This is a genomic window from Agrobacterium sp. SORGH_AS_0745 (genome assembly GCF_030818995.1).
GTDB lineage: Bacteria > Pseudomonadota > Alphaproteobacteria > Rhizobiales > Rhizobiaceae > Agrobacterium > Agrobacterium tumefaciens.
In genome coordinates this window covers 1,086,826-1,108,550 of the sequence record NZ_JAUTBI010000001.1, presented here as the reverse complement: position 1 = coordinate 1,108,550, position 21,725 = coordinate 1,086,826, and the positions used below count along the sequence as shown (strand labels likewise).

17 protein-coding genes are annotated in these 21,725 nt (G+C 57.7%); 11 read left to right on the top strand and 6 right to left on the bottom strand.

What is annotated here, in order from left to right:
- Positions 1–49: 49 nt before the first annotated feature.
- Positions 50–1,957: a DUF882 domain-containing protein gene (locus tag QE432_RS04945; RefSeq protein WP_003511441.1), complete on the bottom strand. Its 1,908-nt coding sequence runs from the start codon at positions 1,955–1,957 to the stop codon at positions 50–52.
- A 176-nt stretch (positions 1,958–2,133) separates the two neighbouring features.
- A complete protein-coding gene (locus QE432_RS04940) occupies positions 2,134–3,606 on the bottom strand; it encodes a sigma-54-dependent transcriptional regulator (protein ID WP_373465094.1) in 1,473 nt (490 codons plus the stop codon).
- Positions 3,607–3,848: 242 nt separating this feature from the next.
- Here QE432_RS04940 and QE432_RS04935 point away from each other — a divergent pair, with 242 nt between their 5' ends.
- Both QE432_RS04935 and QE432_RS04930 read left to right on the top strand, forming a co-directional pair.
- Positions 3,849–5,699 carry a M3 family oligoendopeptidase gene (locus QE432_RS04935; RefSeq protein WP_035199679.1) on the top strand — a complete coding sequence of 617 codons (1,851 nt, stop codon included), beginning with the start codon at positions 3,849–3,851 and terminating at the stop codon, positions 5,697–5,699.
- 42 nt (positions 5,700–5,741) lie between these two features.
- Positions 5,742–6,377 (top strand): aminotransferase class IV family protein, encoded by a 636-nt coding sequence (locus tag QE432_RS04930; protein WP_035199681.1) that lies wholly within the window; start codon positions 5,742–5,744, stop codon positions 6,375–6,377.
- Here the strand turns inward: QE432_RS04930 and QE432_RS04925 are convergent.
- Complete coding sequence (locus QE432_RS04925; RefSeq protein ID WP_003511446.1) at positions 6,374–7,282, bottom strand: sensor domain-containing diguanylate cyclase; 909 nt, start codon at positions 7,280–7,282, stop codon at positions 6,374–6,376. The two genes, QE432_RS04930 and QE432_RS04925, sit on opposite strands and share 4 nt — an antisense overlap.
- Before the next feature lie 323 nt (positions 7,283–7,605).
- Here QE432_RS04925 and QE432_RS04920 point away from each other — a divergent pair, with 323 nt between their 5' ends.
- The 6 genes from QE432_RS04920 (at position 7,606) to QE432_RS04895 (ending at position 14,695) form a co-directional block, all read left to right on the top strand.
- Entirely contained in the window at positions 7,606–9,051 is a 1,446-nt protein-coding gene (locus tag QE432_RS04920) for a homospermidine synthase (RefSeq protein WP_019564920.1), read from the top strand.
- A gap of 148 nt (positions 9,052–9,199) precedes the next feature.
- A complete protein-coding gene (gene omp10, locus QE432_RS04915; protein WP_003511448.1) occupies positions 9,200–9,574 on the top strand; it encodes an outer membrane lipoprotein Omp10 in 375 nt (124 codons plus the stop codon).
- Positions 9,575–9,791: 217 nt separating this feature from the next.
- Entirely contained in the window at positions 9,792–11,723 is a 1,932-nt protein-coding gene (locus tag QE432_RS04910) for a 5'-nucleotidase C-terminal domain-containing protein (RefSeq protein ID WP_035199683.1), read from the top strand.
- Positions 11,724–12,080: 357 nt separating this feature from the next.
- Positions 12,081–13,115 (top strand): ferrochelatase, encoded by a 1,035-nt coding sequence (hemH, locus tag QE432_RS04905; protein WP_013761853.1) that lies wholly within the window; start codon positions 12,081–12,083, stop codon positions 13,113–13,115.
- A gap of 60 nt (positions 13,116–13,175) precedes the next feature.
- Complete coding sequence (locus tag QE432_RS04900) at positions 13,176–14,225, top strand: SPFH domain-containing protein (RefSeq protein ID WP_013761854.1); 1,050 nt, start codon at positions 13,176–13,178, stop codon at positions 14,223–14,225.
- A gap of 2 nt (positions 14,226–14,227) precedes the next feature.
- Positions 14,228–14,695 (top strand): NfeD family protein, encoded by a 468-nt coding sequence (locus QE432_RS04895; protein ID WP_035199685.1) that lies wholly within the window; start codon positions 14,228–14,230, stop codon positions 14,693–14,695.
- A 3-nt stretch (positions 14,696–14,698) separates the two neighbouring features.
- Here QE432_RS04895 and QE432_RS04890 read toward each other — a convergent pair whose 3' ends face one another.
- Both QE432_RS04890 and QE432_RS04885 read right to left on the bottom strand, forming a co-directional pair.
- Complete coding sequence (locus tag QE432_RS04890; protein ID WP_035199687.1) at positions 14,699–15,694, bottom strand: KpsF/GutQ family sugar-phosphate isomerase; 996 nt, start codon at positions 15,692–15,694, stop codon at positions 14,699–14,701.
- Between the two features lie 60 nt (positions 15,695–15,754).
- Complete coding sequence (locus tag QE432_RS04885) at positions 15,755–16,120, bottom strand: PAS domain-containing protein (RefSeq protein WP_013761857.1); 366 nt, start codon at positions 16,118–16,120, stop codon at positions 15,755–15,757.
- Positions 16,121–16,524: 404 nt separating this feature from the next.
- Between QE432_RS04885 and uppP the strand changes: the two genes are divergently transcribed.
- Positions 16,525–18,003, top strand: coding sequence for a polysaccharide biosynthesis protein UppP (uppP, locus tag QE432_RS04880; RefSeq protein ID WP_111782979.1), 1,479 nt, complete (start codon positions 16,525–16,527; stop codon positions 18,001–18,003).
- 59 nt (positions 18,004–18,062) lie between these two features.
- On the opposite strand, the gene galU is transcribed toward uppP, so the two are convergent.
- Complete coding sequence (galU, locus tag QE432_RS04875; RefSeq protein ID WP_003511458.1) at positions 18,063–18,950, bottom strand: UTP--glucose-1-phosphate uridylyltransferase GalU; 888 nt, start codon at positions 18,948–18,950, stop codon at positions 18,063–18,065.
- 195 nt (positions 18,951–19,145) lie between these two features.
- Here galU and QE432_RS04870 point away from each other — a divergent pair, with 195 nt between their 5' ends.
- Together QE432_RS04870 and QE432_RS04865 are read left to right on the top strand one after the other, a co-directional pair.
- Complete coding sequence (locus QE432_RS04870; protein WP_003511460.1) at positions 19,146–20,369, top strand: lytic murein transglycosylase; 1,224 nt, start codon at positions 19,146–19,148, stop codon at positions 20,367–20,369.
- A 64-nt stretch (positions 20,370–20,433) separates the two neighbouring features.
- A complete protein-coding gene (locus QE432_RS04865) occupies positions 20,434–21,669 on the top strand; it encodes an SGNH/GDSL hydrolase family protein (protein ID WP_035200604.1) in 1,236 nt (411 codons plus the stop codon).
- Positions 21,670–21,725 lie beyond the last annotated feature (56 nt).

The window sequence follows — 21,725 nt, the reverse complement described above, 5'->3', positions numbered from 1 at the left end:
ACCGGCGGGTTTTTTGTTGGCCTTTCGGCCGCATTGCAGAAAGCGGGGCTCAGTGCATCTTCACCGGCGTGCTGAAACGGCTGGACTCGATCGCCGCTGCACCGGGCTTGAAGCTAGCCGATGTGGCGGAAGCCGACATGTCGTGGCTGAGCATACGGTTGGCGACGACGCGCGGCGCCTTCACCGAACGGCCGGTCGAGCCCTTGTTCTGGTTGAGCGCCCAGTCAGAGATCAGATCCTGCGTCAGACGACCACCGCCGACCATGGCCTGATGGGAAACGGCGGCATCCTGCCTGCTCGGGCGTGAGCCCTTGGTCGGTAAGCCGGCCGTCAGCCCACCATTGATGGAAGGTTTCAGATCAAAGGCGTCACCGAAACCTGCCTCTGGCTCAGCCTTAGCCGTTTCGGCGGGCGCGACTGTAACCTTGTGGTTGACGGCAGCCGGGAACGGCGCGGCTGTCGGCACGGTAGCGGAATTGATCTGCGAACGGGCGGCCTGACCGCTCTGTTCCAGAGCAGCAACCACAGTCGGCGAAAGCGTATCTTTCCGCTCTTCGGCGAGATCTTCGTCGCCTTCCGGATCAGCATTGGCCTGTGCCAGCAGGGCTTCCGCCACAGCCGGACGATTGGCCGGCACCGGAATAGACGCAAGTTCGCCCGTCGCTGCGGGTGTCGCACCATCTGCGGATGCGGTCAGGATCGATCCTTCAGCGTCGCCACGCATGCCACGCGGCCCAAGAAGCGTCGGCACAGGCACGGATACCTCAGCCAGATCGGCAAACTGCTGACGCTCGGCCGGAGCAGAGGTTGGCGTCGGTGTTGTCGCAGCCTGGAGTGCATCCTGCGCCGCATTACGGGCTGGAGAATAAAGCGCGGTGGCAAGGCCCGTATTGGCCGGAGGCTGGTTGCCGAAAGCTGGACGTGCAATGGGCAGCGGCGCAGTGCTCACACCGGGAAGCGGTTGGGCGGAAGCAACGGCGATCGTCGGTTCTGGCTCAGGTGCAGCAGGCGGTGGCGTTGCAGGGCGAGCGACAGCCGGACGTTCTGCGGGCTGCGGCGTAGCGATGCTATCGGGATCTTCATCCTCGTCGCCTCCGCCAAAGAGCGCCTGCAACAGTGTCTTGCGCTTGCCGCCACCACCGGAGGACGCAGGGCCGGCACCGGCGCTGGAAGCAACCTGAATGGAAGAGGAATTGACGCGCTTCTTGTAGTCAGCCAAGGCCTGTTCATAACCGGGAAGCGGATTGCCATCGGAAGGAACGTGCAGCGTATTGCCCTTGGGGAAGATACGCACGAGTTCCTGACGGCTCATGCGCGGCCAGGCACGAACGCCGCCGACATCCATGTGCACGAAGGGAGAACCCGAGGTCGGGTAGAAACCTACGCCGCCAATCTGCATCTGCATGCCGATTTCGCGCAGTGTGGAAAGCTTCACGCCCGGAATGTAGAAATCCATTGCCTTGCCGAGCATATGCTGGCTTTTTTCCGCCACGCCCTTGGTGCGCGTGCGCAGGAGGCCGTTAGTCTCAGGCGAACGGAAGGCCGACACAACGTTGATGTAATCGGTCGCGCCACTGCGGCGGTAGACTTCCCAGACAAGATCGAAAAGACGCGGATCCATCCGCGTCGGCTGGTTACGACGCCAGTCACGCAAAAAGCGGTTCAGCTCCTGCAGACCCTTCTGGTCGTATTTTCCGTTGCGCTTGAAGGTTATGACCGCCTTCTCGCGTGTATGGATATAATACAGTTTGAGACTGCGCGTTTCGGCGAAAGCTTCCGTCGCCGAGACACCTGCGAATGGCATTGCGGCGAGCATCAAGCAGGCAAAAGTGACAGCGCGTGCCGACAGCTTCGTGCATATATCCTTGATCAAGCCGCGCGCGATCTTGGTCGACAGCGCGATATTTCGATGCAGATATGGCAATTCGATCCCCGCCTGGAAGACAATTTCTGTCACATTGCCTCAAATGAACGTCAAATACGGTGACACGATGGCAAAATTGCCACACAGATGCAACCTTCCTCTATATAGTGAATCAGCCACTAACAAGAGGTTTATAGACGGTAAGCGGATATCCTTGCTCAGAAGTTAACGAATCTTGCTATCTGCCGTCGAACAGGCGGTTTGTGCAATCAGGCCGCATCCCGCAACGGATCGTCCGGATCAATGCCATAGTCCTTCAGCTTGCGATAAAGCGTCGAGCGGCCGATACCAAGTTTCCTTGCGACCTGACTCATCTGCCCGCGATAAAAACGAAGGGCAAAACGGATAAGCTCCTCTTCGATCTCGGCCAGCTTCCTGATATTGCCTGAGTCGTCCATGCTGGAGATCAGGTTTCCTCCCCGGTATATCGTGGTGGAAATATCTGACGCCTCATCCAGAATGGCGTGACTTTCGGCGACCGGCGGCGGCGGAGAATATGCGGCGAGTTTCAGCGACGATCCAGACGGCGACCGGATCGACTCACCCGCATCGTCCCCACCTGCGAATTCTGGCAATTGCAGCGCGATTTGCGGAAAATCGGAATCAGCCAGTTCCTCGCCCTGCGACAGCACGACGGCGCGGAAGACCGCATTTTCAAGCTGGCGGATATTGCCCGGCCAGTCATAGGCCGTTAGCAGTGCCAGCGCGCTAGCATCGAGGCCGACGGGATTTGGCAATTTCTGTTCCACCGAAAAACGCTCCGCGAACACCCGTGCCAGATGGGGAATATCCTCCTTGCGCCGGCGCAACGCCGGAATGGTGATAGGAAAGACGTTGAGGCGATAATACAGGTCCTCGCGGAAGCGGCCTTCCTTCACCTCTTCGATGAGATTCTTGTTGGTGGCGGAAATCAGGCGGACATTCACCTTCTGCACACGCGCGGAACCGACAGTTTCGATTTCGCCCTGCTGAACCGCCCGCAGTAGCTTTACCTGCACGTCGAGCGGCAGATCACCGATTTCATCGAGGAACAGCGTTCCGCCATCGGCTTCCATGAACTTGCCAACGTGTTTTTCCGTGGCTCCGGTAAAAGCGCCCTTCTCGTGACCGAAAAGAATACTCTCCACCAGATTGTGCGGGATAGCGCCGCAATTGACGGTGATGAATGGTTTGTTCGCCCTGTCGCCAGCCGACTGGATTGCACGGGCGACCATTTCCTTGCCGACGCCGGATTCGCCTTCCAGTACCACGGGAATGCTGGACTGGGCGGCGCGCTGCGCCAGTTCTATCACCCTCAGCATGGCCGGGCTTGCGGAAACGATATCAGTAAAATTCACGGCATTGCTCCGTCCGCGCCTGCCCGTGCGGGCCTTTGCCTCTCTCCTGTCGAGCTTGAGGGCATTGGAGATGGCGGCGCCGATCCGTTCCGGCGAGACCGGCTTGACGACGAAATCGAAGGCGCCGGCGCGCATGGCCTGCACGACGGTATCGATGCCGCCCTGCCCCGTCTGGACGATGACCGGGACGTCGGTGCCGAGTTCGCCAACGGCTTTCAGGAAGGCGAGGCCATCCATTTCCGGCATCATCAGGTCGAGGACGACAACATTGATCCTCGCCGCTATATTGCTTGAGCAGCTCCAGCCCCGCCCTGCCGTTTTCTGCAAGCAAGGCCAGATGCCCATAACGTTCCACCGCATTTTTGAGCAGGCGGCGCTGGACGGGATCATCGTCTATCACGAGAACATGCGCGGTCATTTTTGGCTCCGGTTTCCGGTTTATGGACCTGCGTCATGCGGTCCCTTGTGGCGCACTCTGGCACGGGAGATTTGAACATCCAGTTTTGAGATTTGCTTGCATTTTATCCATTGCTGCGGGAAACAAAGGCCCCATATGCTGCGCAGGCATAACGACAAGGACGCGTTCGATGACCCTCAATCGCCCAACACCGCACCCCGTATTTTCGCTTGCCGAAACCTCCGGCCCTGCCCTTGGCGACCTGCCCGGCTGGAAACTCTCGGATCTCTATCCCTCGGGCGATTCGCCGGAATACAAGGGCGACATTGAGAAGGCGGCGGCGCTGGCGGCGGCTTTCGAGGATAAATGGAAGGGCAAGCTTGAAGACGCTGCAAAGGCGACGGGCGCCAACGGCATCGGCGCTGCTCTCAAGGAATATGAAGCGTTGGACGATCTTATCGGCCGCATCGGTTCCTTTGCGGGGCTGACGTATTTTTCAGATACCTCCAACCCGGCAAACGGCAAGCTTTACGGCGACGCCCAGGCGAAACTGACGGATATTTCCGCCCATCTGCTGTTCTTTACGCTTGAACTGAACCGCATCGACGACGCCGTAATGGATGCCTGCATGGCAAACGATGCCTTAGCTGGGCACTACAGGCCGTGGCTGGTGGATTTGCGTAAGGACAAGCCGCACCAGCTCGATGACCAGCTCGAACAGCTATTCCTCGAAAAATCGATGACGAGTGCCAGCGCGTTCAACCGCCTGTTCGATGAGACGATGGCCGACCTGCGCTTCGACATAGACGGCGCAAGCCTTTCGCTGGAAGTAACGCTCAATATGCTTCAGGAGCCGGAGCCGGAAACTCGCAAGAAGGCAGCGCAGGCGCTCAGCACCACCTTCACCAATAATCTGCGGGTCTTCACCCTCATCACCAACACACTGGCCAAGGACAAGGATATTTCCGACCGCTGGCGCAAGTTCGAAGACATCGCCGACAGCCGCCATCTGGCAAACCGTGTGGAGCGCGAGGTCGTAGACGCTCTGGCTGCCGCCGTGAAAAACGCCTATCCGCGCCTTTCGCATCGTTATTACGCCATGAAGGCGAAATGGCTCGGCATGGAACAGATGAACTACTGGGACCGCAACGCGCCGCTTCCCGATACATCGAATACGATAATTCCCTGGGATGAGGCGAAGGACACCGTGCTGTCCGCCTATGGTGATTTTGCGCCGGAGATGGCCGATATTGCCCGCCGGTTCTTCGATGAGCAATGGATCGACGCCCCCGCCCGGCCCGGCAAGGCGCCGGGCGCCTTCGCGCATCCGACCGTGCCTTCGGCCCATCCTTATGTCCTCGTCAACTATCTCGGCAAACCGCGCGACGTGATGACGCTTGCCCATGAGCTTGGCCACGGCGTGCACCAGGTGCTGGCCGGCGACCAAGGCGCGCTGATGTGCGCGACGCCGCTGACGCTTGCCGAAACTGCCTCCGTTTTCGGAGAAATGCTGACCTTCCGCAAATTGCTTGACGACACGAAGGACGTCAGGGAACGCAAGGCCATGCTCGCCCGCAAGGTCGAGGACATGATCAACACGGTCGTGCGACAGATCGCGTTTTATGAATTCGAACGCAAGCTGCACACCGCCCGCAAGCAGGGTGAGTTGACCTCCGAACAGATCGGTGAATTGTGGCTTTCCATTCAGGCCGAGAGCCTCGGCCCGGCGATCAAGATTTCCGAAGGGTATGAGACCTGGTGGACCTACATCCCCCATTTCATCCACTCTCCCTTCTATGTTTATGCCTATGCCTTCGGTGATTGCCTGGTGAACTCGCTGTATGCCGTTTACCAGAAGGCCGAGACCGGCTTTCAGGAGAAATATTTCGAGCTTTTGAAAGCAGGCGGCACCAAGCACCATTCGGAACTTCTGAAACCATTCGGCCTCGATGCGACAGACCCTTCCTTCTGGGACAAGGGTCTTGCCATGATCGAAGGGCTGATCGACGAACTGGAAGCGCTTGACAGCAAACAGGCCTGATTGCCTCCGAAAAATACCGATGACAGGCGACGAGCAAAGGCAATGAAACGCAAACCCGCCGATCTGACCTTGAGAGAAACGCTGCGCTGGGAGCCGCAATCGGGTTTTCAGCGCATTGACCAGCATATGCGCCGGTTATTGCGCTCAGCCGATGCGCTCGGTTTCCGAGCACCGGTCAACGCGGTTCAGGTACTGGAGAAGAAGGTGGGCGGCGAAAGTCCGCTCTGCGTGAAGCTGGTCATGAACTACAAGGGTGAGCTCGATATCGAAACGGCCGAGTTTCGGCCGTTGCAGGAGGGAACCGTCTGGCGGATCCGCATCGCGACGCAAACCAGGCTTGATTCCACCGACACCTTCTATCGCCACAAATCATCGCGCCGGGAACCCTATGATGCCGCCCGCGCCGAATTTTCAGCCGGGGATGCAGACGAGGTTCTGCTGCTCAACGAGCGCGGCGAGTTGTGCGAGGGATCATCGACCAGCATCTTCGTCGAAATGCCGGACGGGCAATTGCTGACGCCGCCGCTCGACAGCGGTATTCTGCCGGGCGTTCTGCGTGCCGATCTCATCCGCCAGCGCAAGGCACGCGGGCAGGCATTGAAGCCGGAGGATATTGCCGGTCGACGGCTGTTCGTGGGAAATTCGCTGCATGGGCTGATTGCGGCGGAGCTGGTCTAAACCGTCACCGCCAAAAGCCGGTCGCGGCCCTTTTCCTTGGCAGCGTAAAGCGCCTGATCGGCGCGCATGAAAACATCGTCGGCACTTTCTGCCATCCGATAGGTCGTCATTCCAGCGGAACAGCTATAGGAAAAATCCGGAAACTCGGCCAGAGGTCTGGAAAGACGCACCTTTTGCAGTAGCCGCTCGACGATCTCCCGGCTCTCAACAACCGAACTGCGCGGCAGGATGAGCATGAATTCCTCACCGCCGATCCTGCCAAAACAATCCACCCGCCGGACGACGGAATGGGCGATCCCGACAAAATCGCGCAGCACCGCATCGCCGCATTTGTGGCCGAAACGATCATTGATGTGCTTGAAAAAGTCGATGTCGAGCGTGCAAAGGCAAAAGGGTGCTTCAAGCCCCTTGCCGACCCGCTCCACCTGTAGCGCGAGTTTGGCGAAAACAAAACGCCGGTTCGCCGTTCCCGTCAATTCGTCGGTCTGCGAGGCGCGCACCGCCAGATCCCGGTCCTGCCGCAGGGTTCTGTAGCCCTGGCGCAATTCGGTGACATCGCTTGCGACACACAGCATCCAGCCATCCTGCTGCACCGTCTCCGTCATCCAGAACCAGCGGCCGTCATACATGTCCATCTCGAAGGCACGATACGGCAGCTTGCCGCGCCGGGACTGCGCCGACAAAAGCCAGCCCTCGAAATCGCTGTTTCTGACGACCACGCCGGTTCGCAGACGGTGGTTCAAGCGCATGATTTCCGCCCAGGTCGAAAAATCATCGTCGGCAAGCTGAAAGCTCTGCCGAAACGACGGGTTGGCATGCCGCAACCGGTCTTCGGAATCGTAAAGTGCAATAAGAACGGGGGTGGCGCTCTGAAGCGCTGCGACACGCTCGATAAGACTATTCAACAGGCAACACTCCTGTGATGACGAAAAGCCCCCTTTTCGTCATCTTGCAAAAGCCCCCAAGCCCTAGGGCATATACACGAAAAGAAGAACTTGATTATAAACGTAGTCTCTAAAATGCGAAGGGGAAGAATGCGGTCGGAAGGTCTCGACTTCAATCTCGCCGGATCGCAACCGCGCAGAACGGGATCACCACACACCAACCCGTCACAACTTTCGCATCCCGGGCTTGCGCCACCGTCATATGTCCGTCATGCACCTGCCCTTTATTGTGGCACGCTTTTATGATCTAGCTTACTTATTGGCTTAAAAAGGAAAAATGACGAATGACGGACGCAAACCATCCGATTTACGGCGATATTGACGGCCCCATCATCATGATCGGCTTCGGCTCCATCGGGCGCGGCACTCTTCCGTTGATCGAACGTCATTTCAACTTCGACAAGACCAGGCTCGTCGTCATCGACCCGCGCGAGGATATCGCAGCGTATCTGGCCGAGAGAAACATTCGCCATATCCGTACGCATCTGACCAAAGAAAACTACAAGGAGGTGCTCAAGCCACTCCTTAAAGGGGTTCAGGGTCAGGGCTTCTGCGTCAATCTTTCGGTCGATGCCGCATCCGTCGATCTGATGAGGCTCTGCCGCAAACATGGCATGCTCTACATCGACACCGTAGTGGAGCCGTGGCCCGGCTTTTACTTCGATGCAGACGCCGACAATGCCTCCCGTACCAATTATTCGCTGCGCGAGACCATGCTGAAAGAAAAGGCTCGGAAACCGGGCGGCACAACGGCCGTTTCCACCTGCGGCGCAAATCCCGGCATGGTGTCCTGGTTCGTAAAACAGGCGCTGGTCAATCTCGCCAAGGATAGCGGTCTCGACATCGAAGAGCCGCGACCGCATGACCAGCAGGCATGGGCAAAGCTCATGCAGCAGCTCGGCGTCAAGGGCGTGCATGTGGCAGAGCGCGATACGCAGCGGGCAAAAAATCCCAAGCCATTCGGCGCATTCTGGAACACCTGGTCCGTCGAGGGTTTTATCGCCGAAGGTTTTCAGCCCGCCGAACTCGGCTGGGGAACGCATGAAAACTGGATGCCAAAAAACGCGAAAAAACAAAAAAAGGGCAGCAAGGCAGCGATCTATCTCGATCAGCCCGGCGCCAATACGCGGGTACGGACATGGTGTCCCGGACAAGGGCCGCAATATGGATTTCTGGTCACCCACAACGAGGCGATCTCGATTTCCGACTATTTCACCGTCCGCAATGACGATGGCGATCTGATCTACCGGCCCACCTGTCACTATGCCTACCACCCCTGCAACGACGCCGTCCTTTCCCTGCACGAACTTTTCGGTAATGGCGGCACGCCGCAGCCGATCCAGCATGTGCTTGGCGAAGACGAGCTTGTCGATGGTGCCGACGAGCTGGGTGTTCTTCTCTACGGCCATGACAAAAATGCCTATTGGTATGGCTCGCGGCTAACCTTGCAGGAGGCACGGGCGCTCGCCCCCAGCCAGAACGCGACCGGATTGCAGGTCAGCTCCGCGGTACTGGCCGGAATGGTCTGGGCGCTGGAAAATCCGCAAGCCGGCATCGTCGAGGCGGATGAAATGGATTATCGCCGTTGCCTTGAGGTGCAGCGTCCCTATCTTGGACCGGTCGAAGGACATTACACGGACTGGACGCCGCTCGACGGTCGCCCGGGACTGTTTCCAGACAATATCGACACCTCGGATCCCTGGCAGTTCCGCAACATCCTCGTGCGCTGAGGGCATGGCGTCTCATATTTGTCACGCAGGTGTTTTCATGACGGATGTCAGGAACCCGGGAGAGCAAACAACGTTGCCTTGAAATAAATAACGCTTCACGGCATGGTCGAAACATCAGGGTTTCATCGAATCGCAGGAGAACAGGCTCATGAACTTCAAGACAAGCGCTGCTTTGCTTTGTGCCGCAATCGCGGTGTCTTCATGCGTTGCGCCGGGTCCCTCCCAGCAGACGTCGATGGCACCCTCGCTTGCCCGCGGCCCGGCCGTGGATGGCCGCTGGATCGACCGCAACGGCATCGTATCGACATTCCAGAACGGTGCTTTCTCCACCCGTTCGACCGATACCAACACGCTTCTCGCATCCGGCACCTATGTTACGATTTCGCCGACGCTCTATGAGATCAACATGACGTCATTGGTGCGCAACACGCAATCGCGCGTCAACTGCGCGCTCGTCTCCCCGTCGCAACTGAATTGCACGACAGACAGCAACAGCCAGTTCTCGCTAACGCGTCAGGGCTGATAACACAGACTTTTCAATGGCATGAGCTTTTAAAACGCACGCCTCAAGCGTGCGTTTTGCTTTATTGCGCCACTGTCACAATTTCCGCTTGCGGCAGCTGCCGCTAAATGGAAACATCGCGCTTTGAAAGACTGACATACTTTCAGACTAGAGAATGAGCACGGCCTGATGATGATCGACCGGCCAAGGCTTCCGCTTTGAACAGGAGAGAGGGACCATGAAGAAAATTTTGAGACTGAGTATGCTGAGCGTTTCCGCGATAACGCTTTCAGCCGGAGCGGCTCTGGCCGACTACGAACTCAACATTCTTCACATTAACGATTTTCACTCCCGTATCGAATCGATCAATAAATTCGACTCGACCTGCTCAGCGGAAGAGGAAGGCAAAAACGAATGCTTTGGCGGCGCCGCGCGCCTCTTGACCGCAATCAACCAGACAAGGGACGCGCTCAAGGCTCAAGGCAAGAACGTTCTCCTGCTCAATGCCGGCGACAATTTTCAAGGCTCGCTGTTCTACACCACCTACAAGGGTACCGTTGAAGCCGAAGTGCTGAACGCCATGAAGTTCGACGCCATGACCGTCGGCAACCATGAATTCGACGATAGCGAAGACGGGCTTGCGGGCTTCCTCGACAAGGTTCAGTTTCCGGTCGTGACCGCCAATGTGGTTGCCAGCGCCGCCTCGAAAATCGGCGATCGCGTCAAGCCGTCCATCGTCCTTGAAGTCGGCGGCCAGAAAATCGGTATTGTCGGCGCTGTCGCCAACGACACGGCGGAACTTGCGACCCCCGGCCCCAACATCACCATTGCGGAAGATGTCGCGAAAATCAGCGAACAGGTGCAGAAGCTGAAAGGCGAGGGTGTCAACAAGATCATTGCCCTGACCCATGTCGGATATCCGCGCGACCTCGAATTCATCGCGAAAATCCCGGATGTGGACGTCGTTGTCGGCGGCCACTCGCATACGTTGCTCTCCAACACCGATCAGAAGGCCGAAGGGCCTTATCCGACACTCGTCGACAATCCCGGCGGCTACAAGGTTCCGGTCGTTCAGGCAGGGCAATACAGCAAATACCTGGGTGACCTGCGCGTCGTCTTCGATGACAGCGGCGTGGTCAAGGAAAGCAAGGGCGATCCGATCCTGATCGATTCATCCTTCAAACCCGACGAAGCAACGCTCAAGCGTATCGATGAACTGAAAGCACCAATCGAGGCGTTGAAATCGAAGGTCGTCGGCACTTCGGAAGGCCCGATCGAAGGTGACCGCAAGGTTTGCCGCGTCAAAGAATGCTCTATGGGTAATCTGGTAGCGGATGCGACCCTGGCCCGCGTCAAGGATCAGGGCGTCACCATCGCTTTCGCAAATAGCGGTGGCCTGCGCTCCTCCATCGATAGCGGCGATGTCTCGATGGGCGAAGTCCTGACGGTTCTGCCGTTCCAGAACACGGTCGCGACTTTCCAGCTGAAGGGCGAGGATATTCGCGCTGCCCTCGAAAACGGCGTCAGCCAGATCGACGATGGCGCAGGTCGTTTCATGCAGGTTTCAGGCATGAAATATTCCTTCGACCGCTCCAAGCCGGCCGGCAGCCGTGTTACTGCGGTCGAGGTCAAGGAGGGCGACGCTTTCGTGCCTCTCGACCCGGCAAAGACCTACACTGTTGCGGCGAATAATTACGTTCGCACCGGCGGCGATGGCTTCAAGGTATTCGCGACCAAGGCGATCAACGCCTATGACTTCGGCCCCAACCTCGAAGAGGCTGTAGCTGCATATATTACGGCCAACAGCCCCTATAAGCCCTTCACGGACGGCCGCATCACTGAAGTGACGCCTGCCGGTTATGTAGCTCCGGCAAAGCCCGCTGCACCAGCGCCTGCCGCAACAGCACCGGCGGCAACTGCAACCGCTCCGGCCGCCACACCGGCCCCGGCTCCCACAGCACCTGCCGCGACCGCACCTGCCACCACCACGCCGGCAGCGGCCGCGGCTGCCGCCAGCAAATATGTTGTCGCAAAGGGCGATTCGCTCTGGAAGATCGCGGCGGAGAAGTATGGCGACGGTGCCCTTTGGACCAGGATTGCCAAGGCAAACACGCTGAAGCATCCGAACCATATCGAGATCGGCGAGGAACTGGAGGTTCCGGCTCAATAAGCCGCGAACACATACAGACAGGGCAATTTGCCGCAGATGGGAAGCCGGCCTCGCACCATGAGGCCGGCTTCTTATTTTCCCTTTAAAAACAGATCATTACAGGCTGCGTTTTATCAAAAGACAATGCGTCCGTTACCGCACCTCGGAAATCACCTCCGCAGGTGGTTCAATCCTTACAAATTTCGTCTAGAACACGTGAACAAATTGACGGCACGAGCATATAGCTTGAGCATTTCCGGCAAAACCGCGTCACGGTTTGCGTCCGGCCATGTATAAAAACAAAAAATGGAGCGTTTCCGCCCTTTATCCCAAACGGAAACGTTCTCACGCAACCAGTACGAGTTCAGGGTGTCATTCATGACGACAGAATTATCCGCACTTCCCGTAGACCATCCCCGCGTAAGATTTGGCAAGGTTGGCGTTCTGCTTGTCAATCTTGGCACGCCGGATGGTACGGACTATTGGCCGATGCGCCGTTATCTGGCGGAATTTCTGAGCGACAAACGCGTGATCGAATGGTCGCGCCTCTACTGGTATCCGATCCTGTACGGCATCGTCCTCAACAAGCGCCCGCAGAAGGTCGGCAAGGCCTATGAGGCAATCTGGAACCGCGATCGCAACGAAAGCTATCTGCGCACCTATACCCGAAGCCAAGGCGAACTGATGGCACAGGCGCTGAAGGATTTGCCGAATGTCGTCGTTGACTGGGCCATGCGCTACGGCCAGCCTTCCATCGCCTCGAAAATCGACGCGCTGAAGGAGCAGGGATGCGAGAAAATCCTGCTATTCCCGCTCTATCCGCAATATGCCGCATCGACCACGGCGACGGTGAACGACAAGGCTTTCGAACATCTGATGAAGCTGCGCTGGCAGCCCGCCATCCGGACCGTTCCGCCCTATCATGACGATCCTGCCTATATCGAGGGGCTTGCCGCCTCCGTCAAAAACCATCTGGCAACGCTGGACTGGGAACCGGAGATGCTGATCACCTCCTTCCACGGCATTCCGCAATCCTACTTCAGGAAGGGCGATCCCTATTATTGCCACTGCCAGAAGACCGCCCGTCTGCTGAAGGAAGCGCTGGGACGGACCGAGAAGAACTTCATGATCACCTTCCAGTCGCGTTTTGGGCCAGAAGAATGGCTGCAGCCCTATACCGACAAGACCATGGAAAAGCTGGCATCCGAGGGCATCAAACGCATCGCCGTCATGAACCCCGGTTTCGTATCGGATTGTCTTGAAACGCTGGAGGAAATTGCCGGTGAGGCCGGAGAAATCTTCCTGCACAATGGCGGCGAGAAATTCACCCACATCCCGTGTCTCAACGACAGCGTAGAGGGTATGACAGTTCTCGAAAAGGTTGTACGACAAGAGTTGCAAGGTTGGGTGTAATCTTGCCATAACGATGCGGGTGTAAGATCCCAAAAGGTTGTGGTGCTGGAGGAAGAAGTGATGATTGCATTGGGCGGTTTCGATATCGTCGTCATAGCGGCGGTTGTTTTGGTCATTCTGGTGCTCTTTGCCGGCATCAAGACCGTACCGCAGGGACATCGCTACACGGTTGAACGGTTCGGGCGCTACACCCGCACACTCGAGCCGGGCCTCAACCTCATCGTGCCGTTCTTCGAAAGCATCGGTTCGAAGATGAATGTGATGGAGCAGGTTCTGCATATACCGACACAGGAAGTTATCACCCGCGATAATGCCAGTGTCTCGGCTGATGCCGTCACTTTCTATCAGGTCCTGAATGCCGCACAGGCCGCTTACCAGATTACCAATCTGGAAATGGCGATTGAAAACCTCACCATGACCAACATCCGCTCGGTAATGGGCTCGATGGATCTCGATGAGTTATTGTCGAACCGTGATGCCATCAACGATCGCCTGCTGCGCGTGGTGGACGAGGCGGTGGGACCATGGGGTATCAAGGTCACGCGCATCGAGATAAAAGATATCGCGCCGCCGAAAGATCTCGTCGATTCCATGGCTAGGCAGATGAAGGCGGAGCGTGAAAAACGCGCGCAGGTGCTGGAGGCCGAGGGCGCCCGCAATGCTCAGATTCTGCGCGCAGAGGGCGCAAAACAATCTGCCATTCTCGAGGCGGAAGGCCAGCGCGAAGCGGCGTTCCGCGATGCCGAGGCCCGCGAGCGTCTGGCCGAGGCCGAAGCCAACGCCACCCGCATGGTGTCGGAAGCCATCGCTGCCGGCAATGTCCACGCGATCAATTACTTCGTTGCCCAGAAATATACCGAAGCGCTCTCCAGTATCGGTACCGCCAAAAACTCGAAAATCGTGTTGATGCCGATGGAGGCGTCTGCGTTGATCGGCTCGCTCGGCGGCATAGGGGCAATCGCCCGTGACGTTTTCGGCGACAAGGGCGATGCACCAACGGCGCCTGCCGTCCCCGCATCTTCCCGCTCGGTGCCGCCGTCGCGGCCTTCGGCCCAGGCCATCAACGTGACAATTCCCGGTAATCCCTTCGGCTCTTCATCGGAGAAGTGACGATGCTGCAACGGCTTGCCACGGAACTGGGACCATGGAGCTGGTGGATTGCCGGCTTCATTCTGCTGGCTGCCGAGCTGGTCGCTCCGGGCGTGTTTCTGATCTGGATTGGCATTGCCGCGCTGGTGATCGGCGCGCTCTCCCTGCTGTTCTGGGATGCCGCATTCTGGGCGTGGCAATTGCAACTGGTGCTGTTTGCCGCCCTCTCCATCGCCTTCGCCCTGCTTGGCAGGAAATATTTCGGCAAAAACCGTGAGGCAAGCGACGAACCCTTCCTCAATCAGCGGGAAGCCAGCCTTGTTGGCCGCACAGCGACCCTGCAGGAGCCGGTTGTCGAAGGGCGCGGCCGCATAAGGCTGGACGATACCTGGTGGTCCGTTAACGGTGAGGACATGCCAGCAGGAACACGTGTCAGGATCGCAGCTGCGCGTGGCCGCACCCTGACAATAGAGCCGCTCGACCGCTCATAGCGATCAGGCCACACCGATTCTCAACAGATCGTGGAAATGCACCAGCCCTATCGGCCGGTTATCGTCATCAACGACGATCAGCGCACCGATGTGGAATTTTTCCAGCGTCGCGAGAGCGCTGGTCGCCAGCACCGATTTTTTGACCGTTTTCGGAGTACGGGTCATGATGTCGTCCACCGTCAATTCAGCGAGGTTGCGCGACAGGTTGCGCGCCATATCGCCCTCGGTGACGATGCCACACAGACGGCCATCCTCGTCCAGAATACCGACGCAGCCGAAATGCTTGCGGGAAAGAACACTGACTGCTTCCGGCATGGAAGTTCCCTTGCCGACTAGCGGCACCCGGTCGCCGGTATGCATGATATCGCTGACCAGCGTAAGGCCCGCGCCCAGTTTGCCGCCGGGGTGAAACACCTTGAAATCACCGGCAGTGAAATTGCGTGCTTCCAGAAGCGCAACGGCAAGGGCATCACCAAGTGCCAGCTGCATCAATGTGGAGGTGGTAGGCGCAAGACCGAGCGGGCAGGCTTCCTGTTCATTGGGAACCAGAAGCACGATATCGGCTGCCTTCGCCAGCGATGCACTCTCCGAACAGGTAAGTGCAATCAGCGGGATGGAGAAACGGCGCGAATAGTTGATGATGCTACGCAGCTCTGAACTTTCACCGCCTTTGGAGATCGCCAGCACCACATCATCGCCGCCGATCATGCCCAGATCGCCATGGTTGGCCTCTGCCGCATGCACGAAAAATGCAGGCGTTCCGGTGGAGGCGAAGGTGGCCGCGAGCTTGGCGCCTATGTGGCCGCTTTTACCAACACCGGTGATGATGAGGCGGCCATTAGACTGGCCGATCGTCTCGATCGCCTTGCAGAAAGGTTCGGAAAGCCCGTTTTTGAGGGCCTCTTCAAGAGCGGCAAGGCCAGCCCTCTCCATCGAAATCGTCCGCACGGCGGATTCAATCGCATTGTCTTCAACCAGTTTCACGGCTCTCGTAATCATGGCCGACTGTTACTATTTCAACTGGAATAAGTCCACTCTACAGCCGAAAATTGCCGCTCTTTAGTGACGCAGGTTCGGCGGAGAAATCTCCTCCATCGTTCCCATCCGCTTGAAAGGGATGTTCTCTTCATCGACCAAATATCGCCCGACTGTCCTAATCCACGAGATAGAGCCGTCATCACGGCGCACAGCATATTCCTGATGGTAAAAGCTGGCGGCCTTGAGCGTCGTGAGCGCAGTTTCGATCACATGATTGCGATGGCCGATATCCACTTTTTCGAGCATCTGGAAAATGCTGATGCCCTGCATCGCCTGCCGCAAAGGAATGCCCAAGAGTTCAGCGCAGACTTCGTCTAGATAGAATCGGTCATTGGTAATATCCCAGCAATAAAAACCGACCTGCTTGACGTTCAAAACGGGATTCATGAAACGACGCTGTGACACAAAATAAAAATCAATTGGATTGCTAAAATAAAACGGATGAGTTCCACCCAATCATAGGGCGATTCCGTATCAAAATGAAACGTTTAAATCTGATCATATTCGAAATATTGGGCATCTCGGCAAATTTTCTTCAGTCGCGGTGCCGAAGCGGCCAGATCGAACTAGGAAGCCCCCCAGCTTTGCCGCAGCCACAGATGTGGTGAAATCCGGGAGGTCTTTATCAACTGTTAACCATAAAAATCCTATTGTTAAAGCGATATTAAAACTTGCGTCGCGTGTCTGGTCTCTGGGTCGTCCACTTCATCCGTCTGCCGCTCATTCGGCTTCAGGAAATGCTGAGACGAACTTTCGATCCGACATCGGCCAAATGCGCCGGGTGAAGAGGAATGATTGTGAAGGGCACCGCCACACGTCTGCCGACGTCGCGGAAAGCAGCAACCCTGCTGCTGCTTGCCTGTACGCTTCTCTACACCCCGGGAACTGTTTTCGCGCAAACAGCGGCCACGCGGCTGCCGGTCGCAGTTCCATCCGGCGATGCAACGCCGACAGAGAACCCCACAACGACAACTGAAAACGAGGCAAGCATGGTGCGAGCAGCACCGCAACAGCAACTATGGCGCCCCTCGAATAATCCGGGCGACCCGATTTCCGAACAGCGGGAAGAAGCGGGCCAGCCTTATGCCGACGCGGAAAACCCATATGAGCCAACGGTAGACGGCGGTGAAAACCCGCAAAGAGCCACCGAACCCGGACAAACCCCCGGTATCCGGCTCGGTACATTCCTGCTGCGGCCTTCGATCAGCCAGACGATCAATACGGAAAAGCAGACGAACACCGGCGGCCCTTCCAGACGTAACTACCTAACGACAGGTATTCGCGGCACACTAACCAGCGACTGGTCCCGCCATGCGCTGACTGTAACAGGCGATGGAGCCTGGGAGAAAAATTTCGGCAGCAAGAATGGTGAAGAGCCGAGGGCGCGGATAGAAGCCGATCTGCGCCTCGATCTCGGCGAAGAAACGACGGCTAATCTCAAGGCGGGTTACGAATTCAGTCGTGAAGGCACTACGGACCCCAACGCTTTGACTGGCGCTGCCGTGCAGGGCGGAGAACACCGTTTCACGACCGGCGCATCGATCCAACGGGATTTCGGCAAGCTGCGCGGGCTAGCGGCGCTCGATCTGTCGCGTACGGTCTACACGGATGCAAAGGGCATAAACGGCCAGCCGATCAGTCTTAGCGATCGCGACCAGAACGGCGCGAACCTGCGCGGCCGTATCGGCTACGAATTGTCACCGGCCCTGATCCCGTTCCTCGAATTGAACGCGGGAACGACCAAATATGACAGGCGCCTGGACAATACCGGTTACGCACGGTCCTCGAATTCCTACGGCGCCAAAATTGGAGCCGAGGTCGATCTTGGCGAGAAGACCCGCGGCGAGGCCGCCATCGGCTATCTACGTAAACAATATGACGACGACCGCATCGCTTCCATCGGCGCGCTGACACTGGACGGCGAACTGAACTGGTCGCCGCAGCGCGGCACCAACGTCAATCTTGGCCTGCGCACGACGATAGAGGATTTCGCCGGCGGACCACAGGGCGGCTGGATTTCCTATCGGCTGGATGCCGGGCTGACCCATGAATTGCGCAGCAATCTGGTCGCGCGGCTGACCGGGCAGATCGTGCACCGGACATTTCCCTCCTCCGATATCGAGGATGCCGTGGAATACACCGCAGGCGCTGGCTTGACCTGGGGGCTGAACCGCTATCTCGATCTGACGGCGGACGTTAGTTATCAGTGGACGCCAATTTATGACAGCAACGAACTGCGCGTCGGCGCGGGGCTTGTCCTGAAACGATAACGTTGCCCCAAACAGAAATCCCGGCGCGAAGGCCGGGATCCCGTTGTCCAGTTGGTAAATTACTTCAGTCCGTCGATAAGAGCCTTGATCGGCTCCTCGATTGCGGGGCGGATGTCAGCGCGTTCGAGCGCGAAAGCAACGTTGGCAAGAATGAAACCGTCCTTGGCGCCGCAATCGAACGTCTGCCCGCGGAAATGATAGCCAGCGAATTCCTGGGACTTGGCAAGCGTCAACATGCCGTCCGTCAGCTGGATTTCGTTGCCGGCGCCCCGTTCCTGATTTTCCAGAATGTCGAAAATCTCAGGCTGAAGGATGTAGCGACCGTTGATGTAGAAATTCGAAGGTGCCGTACCCTTGGCAGGCTTCTCGACCATTTCAGTGATCTTGAAACCCTCGCCCACGGCGTTACCCACGCCGACGATGCCGTATTTATGCGTCTGATCGGGAGCGCATTCCTGCACCGCGATGACGTTGCCGGCGGTCTGGTCATAAAGTTCGACCATGCCCTTGAGGCAGCTTTTCTGTGAATGCATGATCATATCAGGCAGCAGCACGGCGAAAGGTTCGTCGCCGACGATATCACGCGCACACCAGACCGCATGGCCAAGACCAAGCGGCACCTGCTGACGCGTGAAGCTTGCCGTGCCCGCCTTGGGCAGAAGGCCGGCCAGCAATGTAAGCTCGGCATTCTTGTTGCGCTCGCGCAGCATTTGTTCGAGTTCAAATTGAATATCAAAATAATCTTCAATCACCGCCTTGCCGCGGCCGGTGACAAATACAAAATGCTCGATGCCCGCTTCCGCCGCCTCGTCGACGACGTATTGAATGACCGGCTTGTCAACGACAGTGAGCATTTCTTTCGGAACCGCCTTGGTTGCGGGCAGGAAACGCGTACCCAGACCTGCGACCGGAAATACGGCCTTCCGAATTTTCTTATGTTCTACCACATATCCCTCCTGAGAGATAAAACTTGATCACAATCCCCGCACAGTGTTGTTATTTCAAAAATAACAACGTTTTGTAAAGGGTGACGCTACCATCTATTAATGGTAAAGAATTTGTTGACATTCTTTTGTTATGCATGACGACGCCCGATGCGTTTTCGCAATCGAAATGATATTCGAGAGAACGAAAGACTGACGATGACAAAGATGATCCTTTCAAATGTCCGCAAATTCGGCTGCATGATGGTTGCAGGTCTGGCGATCTCGCTGGCCCCCGTCTCGGCCCGGGCCGATGCTGGGTTCAAGCAGTGGATCAACCAGTTCTACGCAACAGCCGCGAAAGAAGGCATTAGCAAGGCGACCTACCAGAAAGCCTTTGCTGGTGTCAGCGAGCCGGATCCGGATGCGCTGCGCAAGGCGACCTTCCAGCCGGAATTCACCACCCAGATCTGGGATTATCTCGATTCCCGCGTCAACCCCTATACGGTGCGCATCGGCCGCGAGATGAAGATGAAGCACGCGACGACGCTCAACTGGATCGAGCGCAACTTCAACGTCGACAAACATATCATTCTCGCCATCTGGTCGATGGAATCGAATTACGGCGCGGTTCTCGAAAAGCCGGAGCGCCTGCACAATATTCCGCAGGCACTGGCCACGCTCGCCTATTCCGACCCCAAACGCGCCAAGTTCGCGCGCACGCAATTGATCGCCGCACTCAAAATCCTGCAGGCAGGCGATGTCACGCCCAAGCAGCTGACGGGTTCCTGGGCGGGGGCAATGGGCCATACCCAGTTCATTCCGACCAGCTACCTGCTCTATGCTGTCGATGCGGACGGCAACGGTAAGCGCGACATCTGGCACTCGGTTCCGGACGCGCTGGCGACGGCCGCCAATCTACTCGCCAAGAATGGCTGGGAACCCGGCCGGACCTGGGGTTACGAAACAGCCGTGCCGCGTGGCGGCGCCCGTTATGAGGGGCAGACGAAGTCCATTGCGGAATGGACCAAGCTTGGCTTTGCCCGCCCGAACGGCAAGAATTTCACCCGCGGCTCCGATCGCGCCATGCTGAAACTGCAGGGTGGGGCAAATGGTCCAGGTTTCCTGATGATGAAAAACTTCTTCACCATCAAGAAATACAACGCATCCGACAGCTATGCGCTGGCCGTTGGCCTGCTTGCTGACGAGATCGCCGGTTATGGCGGCATGCAGCAGAAATGGCCGCGTCCGGACGGCACGCTGGATATTCGTGAAAAATTCGAACTCCAGACCCGCATGAAGGAACTTGGCTATTACGATGGCGAAGTCGATGGCAATTTCGGCTCCGGCTCGAAGGCGGCGATCAGCGCCATCCAGTCGCGCATGGGCCTCGAAACCGACGGTCAGCCGTCGCAGCGATTGCTGAGAGCACTGCGGAATTGATAATATGCCGGTGAATTCGGCGGCGGTCTTCAACGCCGCCGAAGCATCCGGAAGGATCGATGTCATGAGTAGGAAACCTGCGGCGAAAAGCACAAGTACGGGCTGGCGCATCTGCGCCATCATTCTTTGTGCTGTCTTGTGCACGCCGCTTGTCCCTTCGCAAACCTTCGCCCAGGAACAGCGACGCACCCTTTTCGAAATGCTGTTTGGCCGGCCCGTGGGCCGGGAGGACACGCCCGGCCGCGAATACCAGCCCCGCAGTCGCCGGGATTTCCCGGCTGCCCCGCGTGAAAAATCAGTCACCCGTCCGCAACCCGCAAGAAAAGCGCCTTCGGTGGTTCAAATGCGAACCATAAAACCGGAGCCGACCGCCAAGCTTGAAAATGCCAGGCGTGTTCTGGTCGTCGGTGATTTTCTGGCCGGTGGCATGGGGGAAGAATTGGTCAATGCCTTCGCCAGCTCTCCGGGAATTTCGGTCGATGTGCGCGCGAATGGTTCTTCGGGCCTCGTACGCACGGATTATTACGACTGGTTCGCCAATCTGCCGCAGTTCATAACCGAAACAAATCCCGCCACCATCGTCATCATGATGGGATCGAACGATCGCCAGCAGATGCAGATCGGCGATACCAGGGAAAAATTTGGCACCGATGTCTGGTTCAAGGAATATGAGCGGCGGATCGATGAACTTCTGACCCTTGCCGGCCGCCCGAAGGTGCCGCTGCTGTGGGTTGGCCTGCCGGCCTTCCAGTCAACCTCACTCTCGGCCGATCTCGTCGGCTTCAACCGGCTTTATCGCAGCCATATCGAAAAATACGGCGGCGAATTCGTCGATGTCTGGGACGGCTTTGTCGACGAGGCCGGTAAATTTGTCATCACCGGCTACGACATGAACGGGCAGCAGGCCCGTCTGCGTGAGGCAGATGGCGTCGGCATGACGCAGGCCGGCAAACGCAAGCTTGCTTTTTACGTCGAGAAATTCGTGCGCAGGCACCTCGACAGCGCCGGACCGGACCTCGTGAAACTGGACGGCAGCAATTTGCCTGCACTCACCTCCCTGCCCGCGCTTGGCATCGACGCGGGACAGGTGCGCACCCAGCCGATCAGCCTGACCGATCCGAACCTCGATGGCGGTGACAAGCTGCTTGGCGATGTCCCTTCGACGGCCGTATCGGCACGTGTCTCGGTGGTGGAATCGCCACGCGAACGGCTGACCAAGCGGGGCGAGATGGCCGATGCACCGGCGGGTCGTATCGATGACTACCGGATTGTCCCGGATACTGCTCAGGCCAGACAGTAGCCACTTCTCCGCCGTCGCTACGGCTCGAACCGGCGTAATGTTGAGGCAACCCGGCA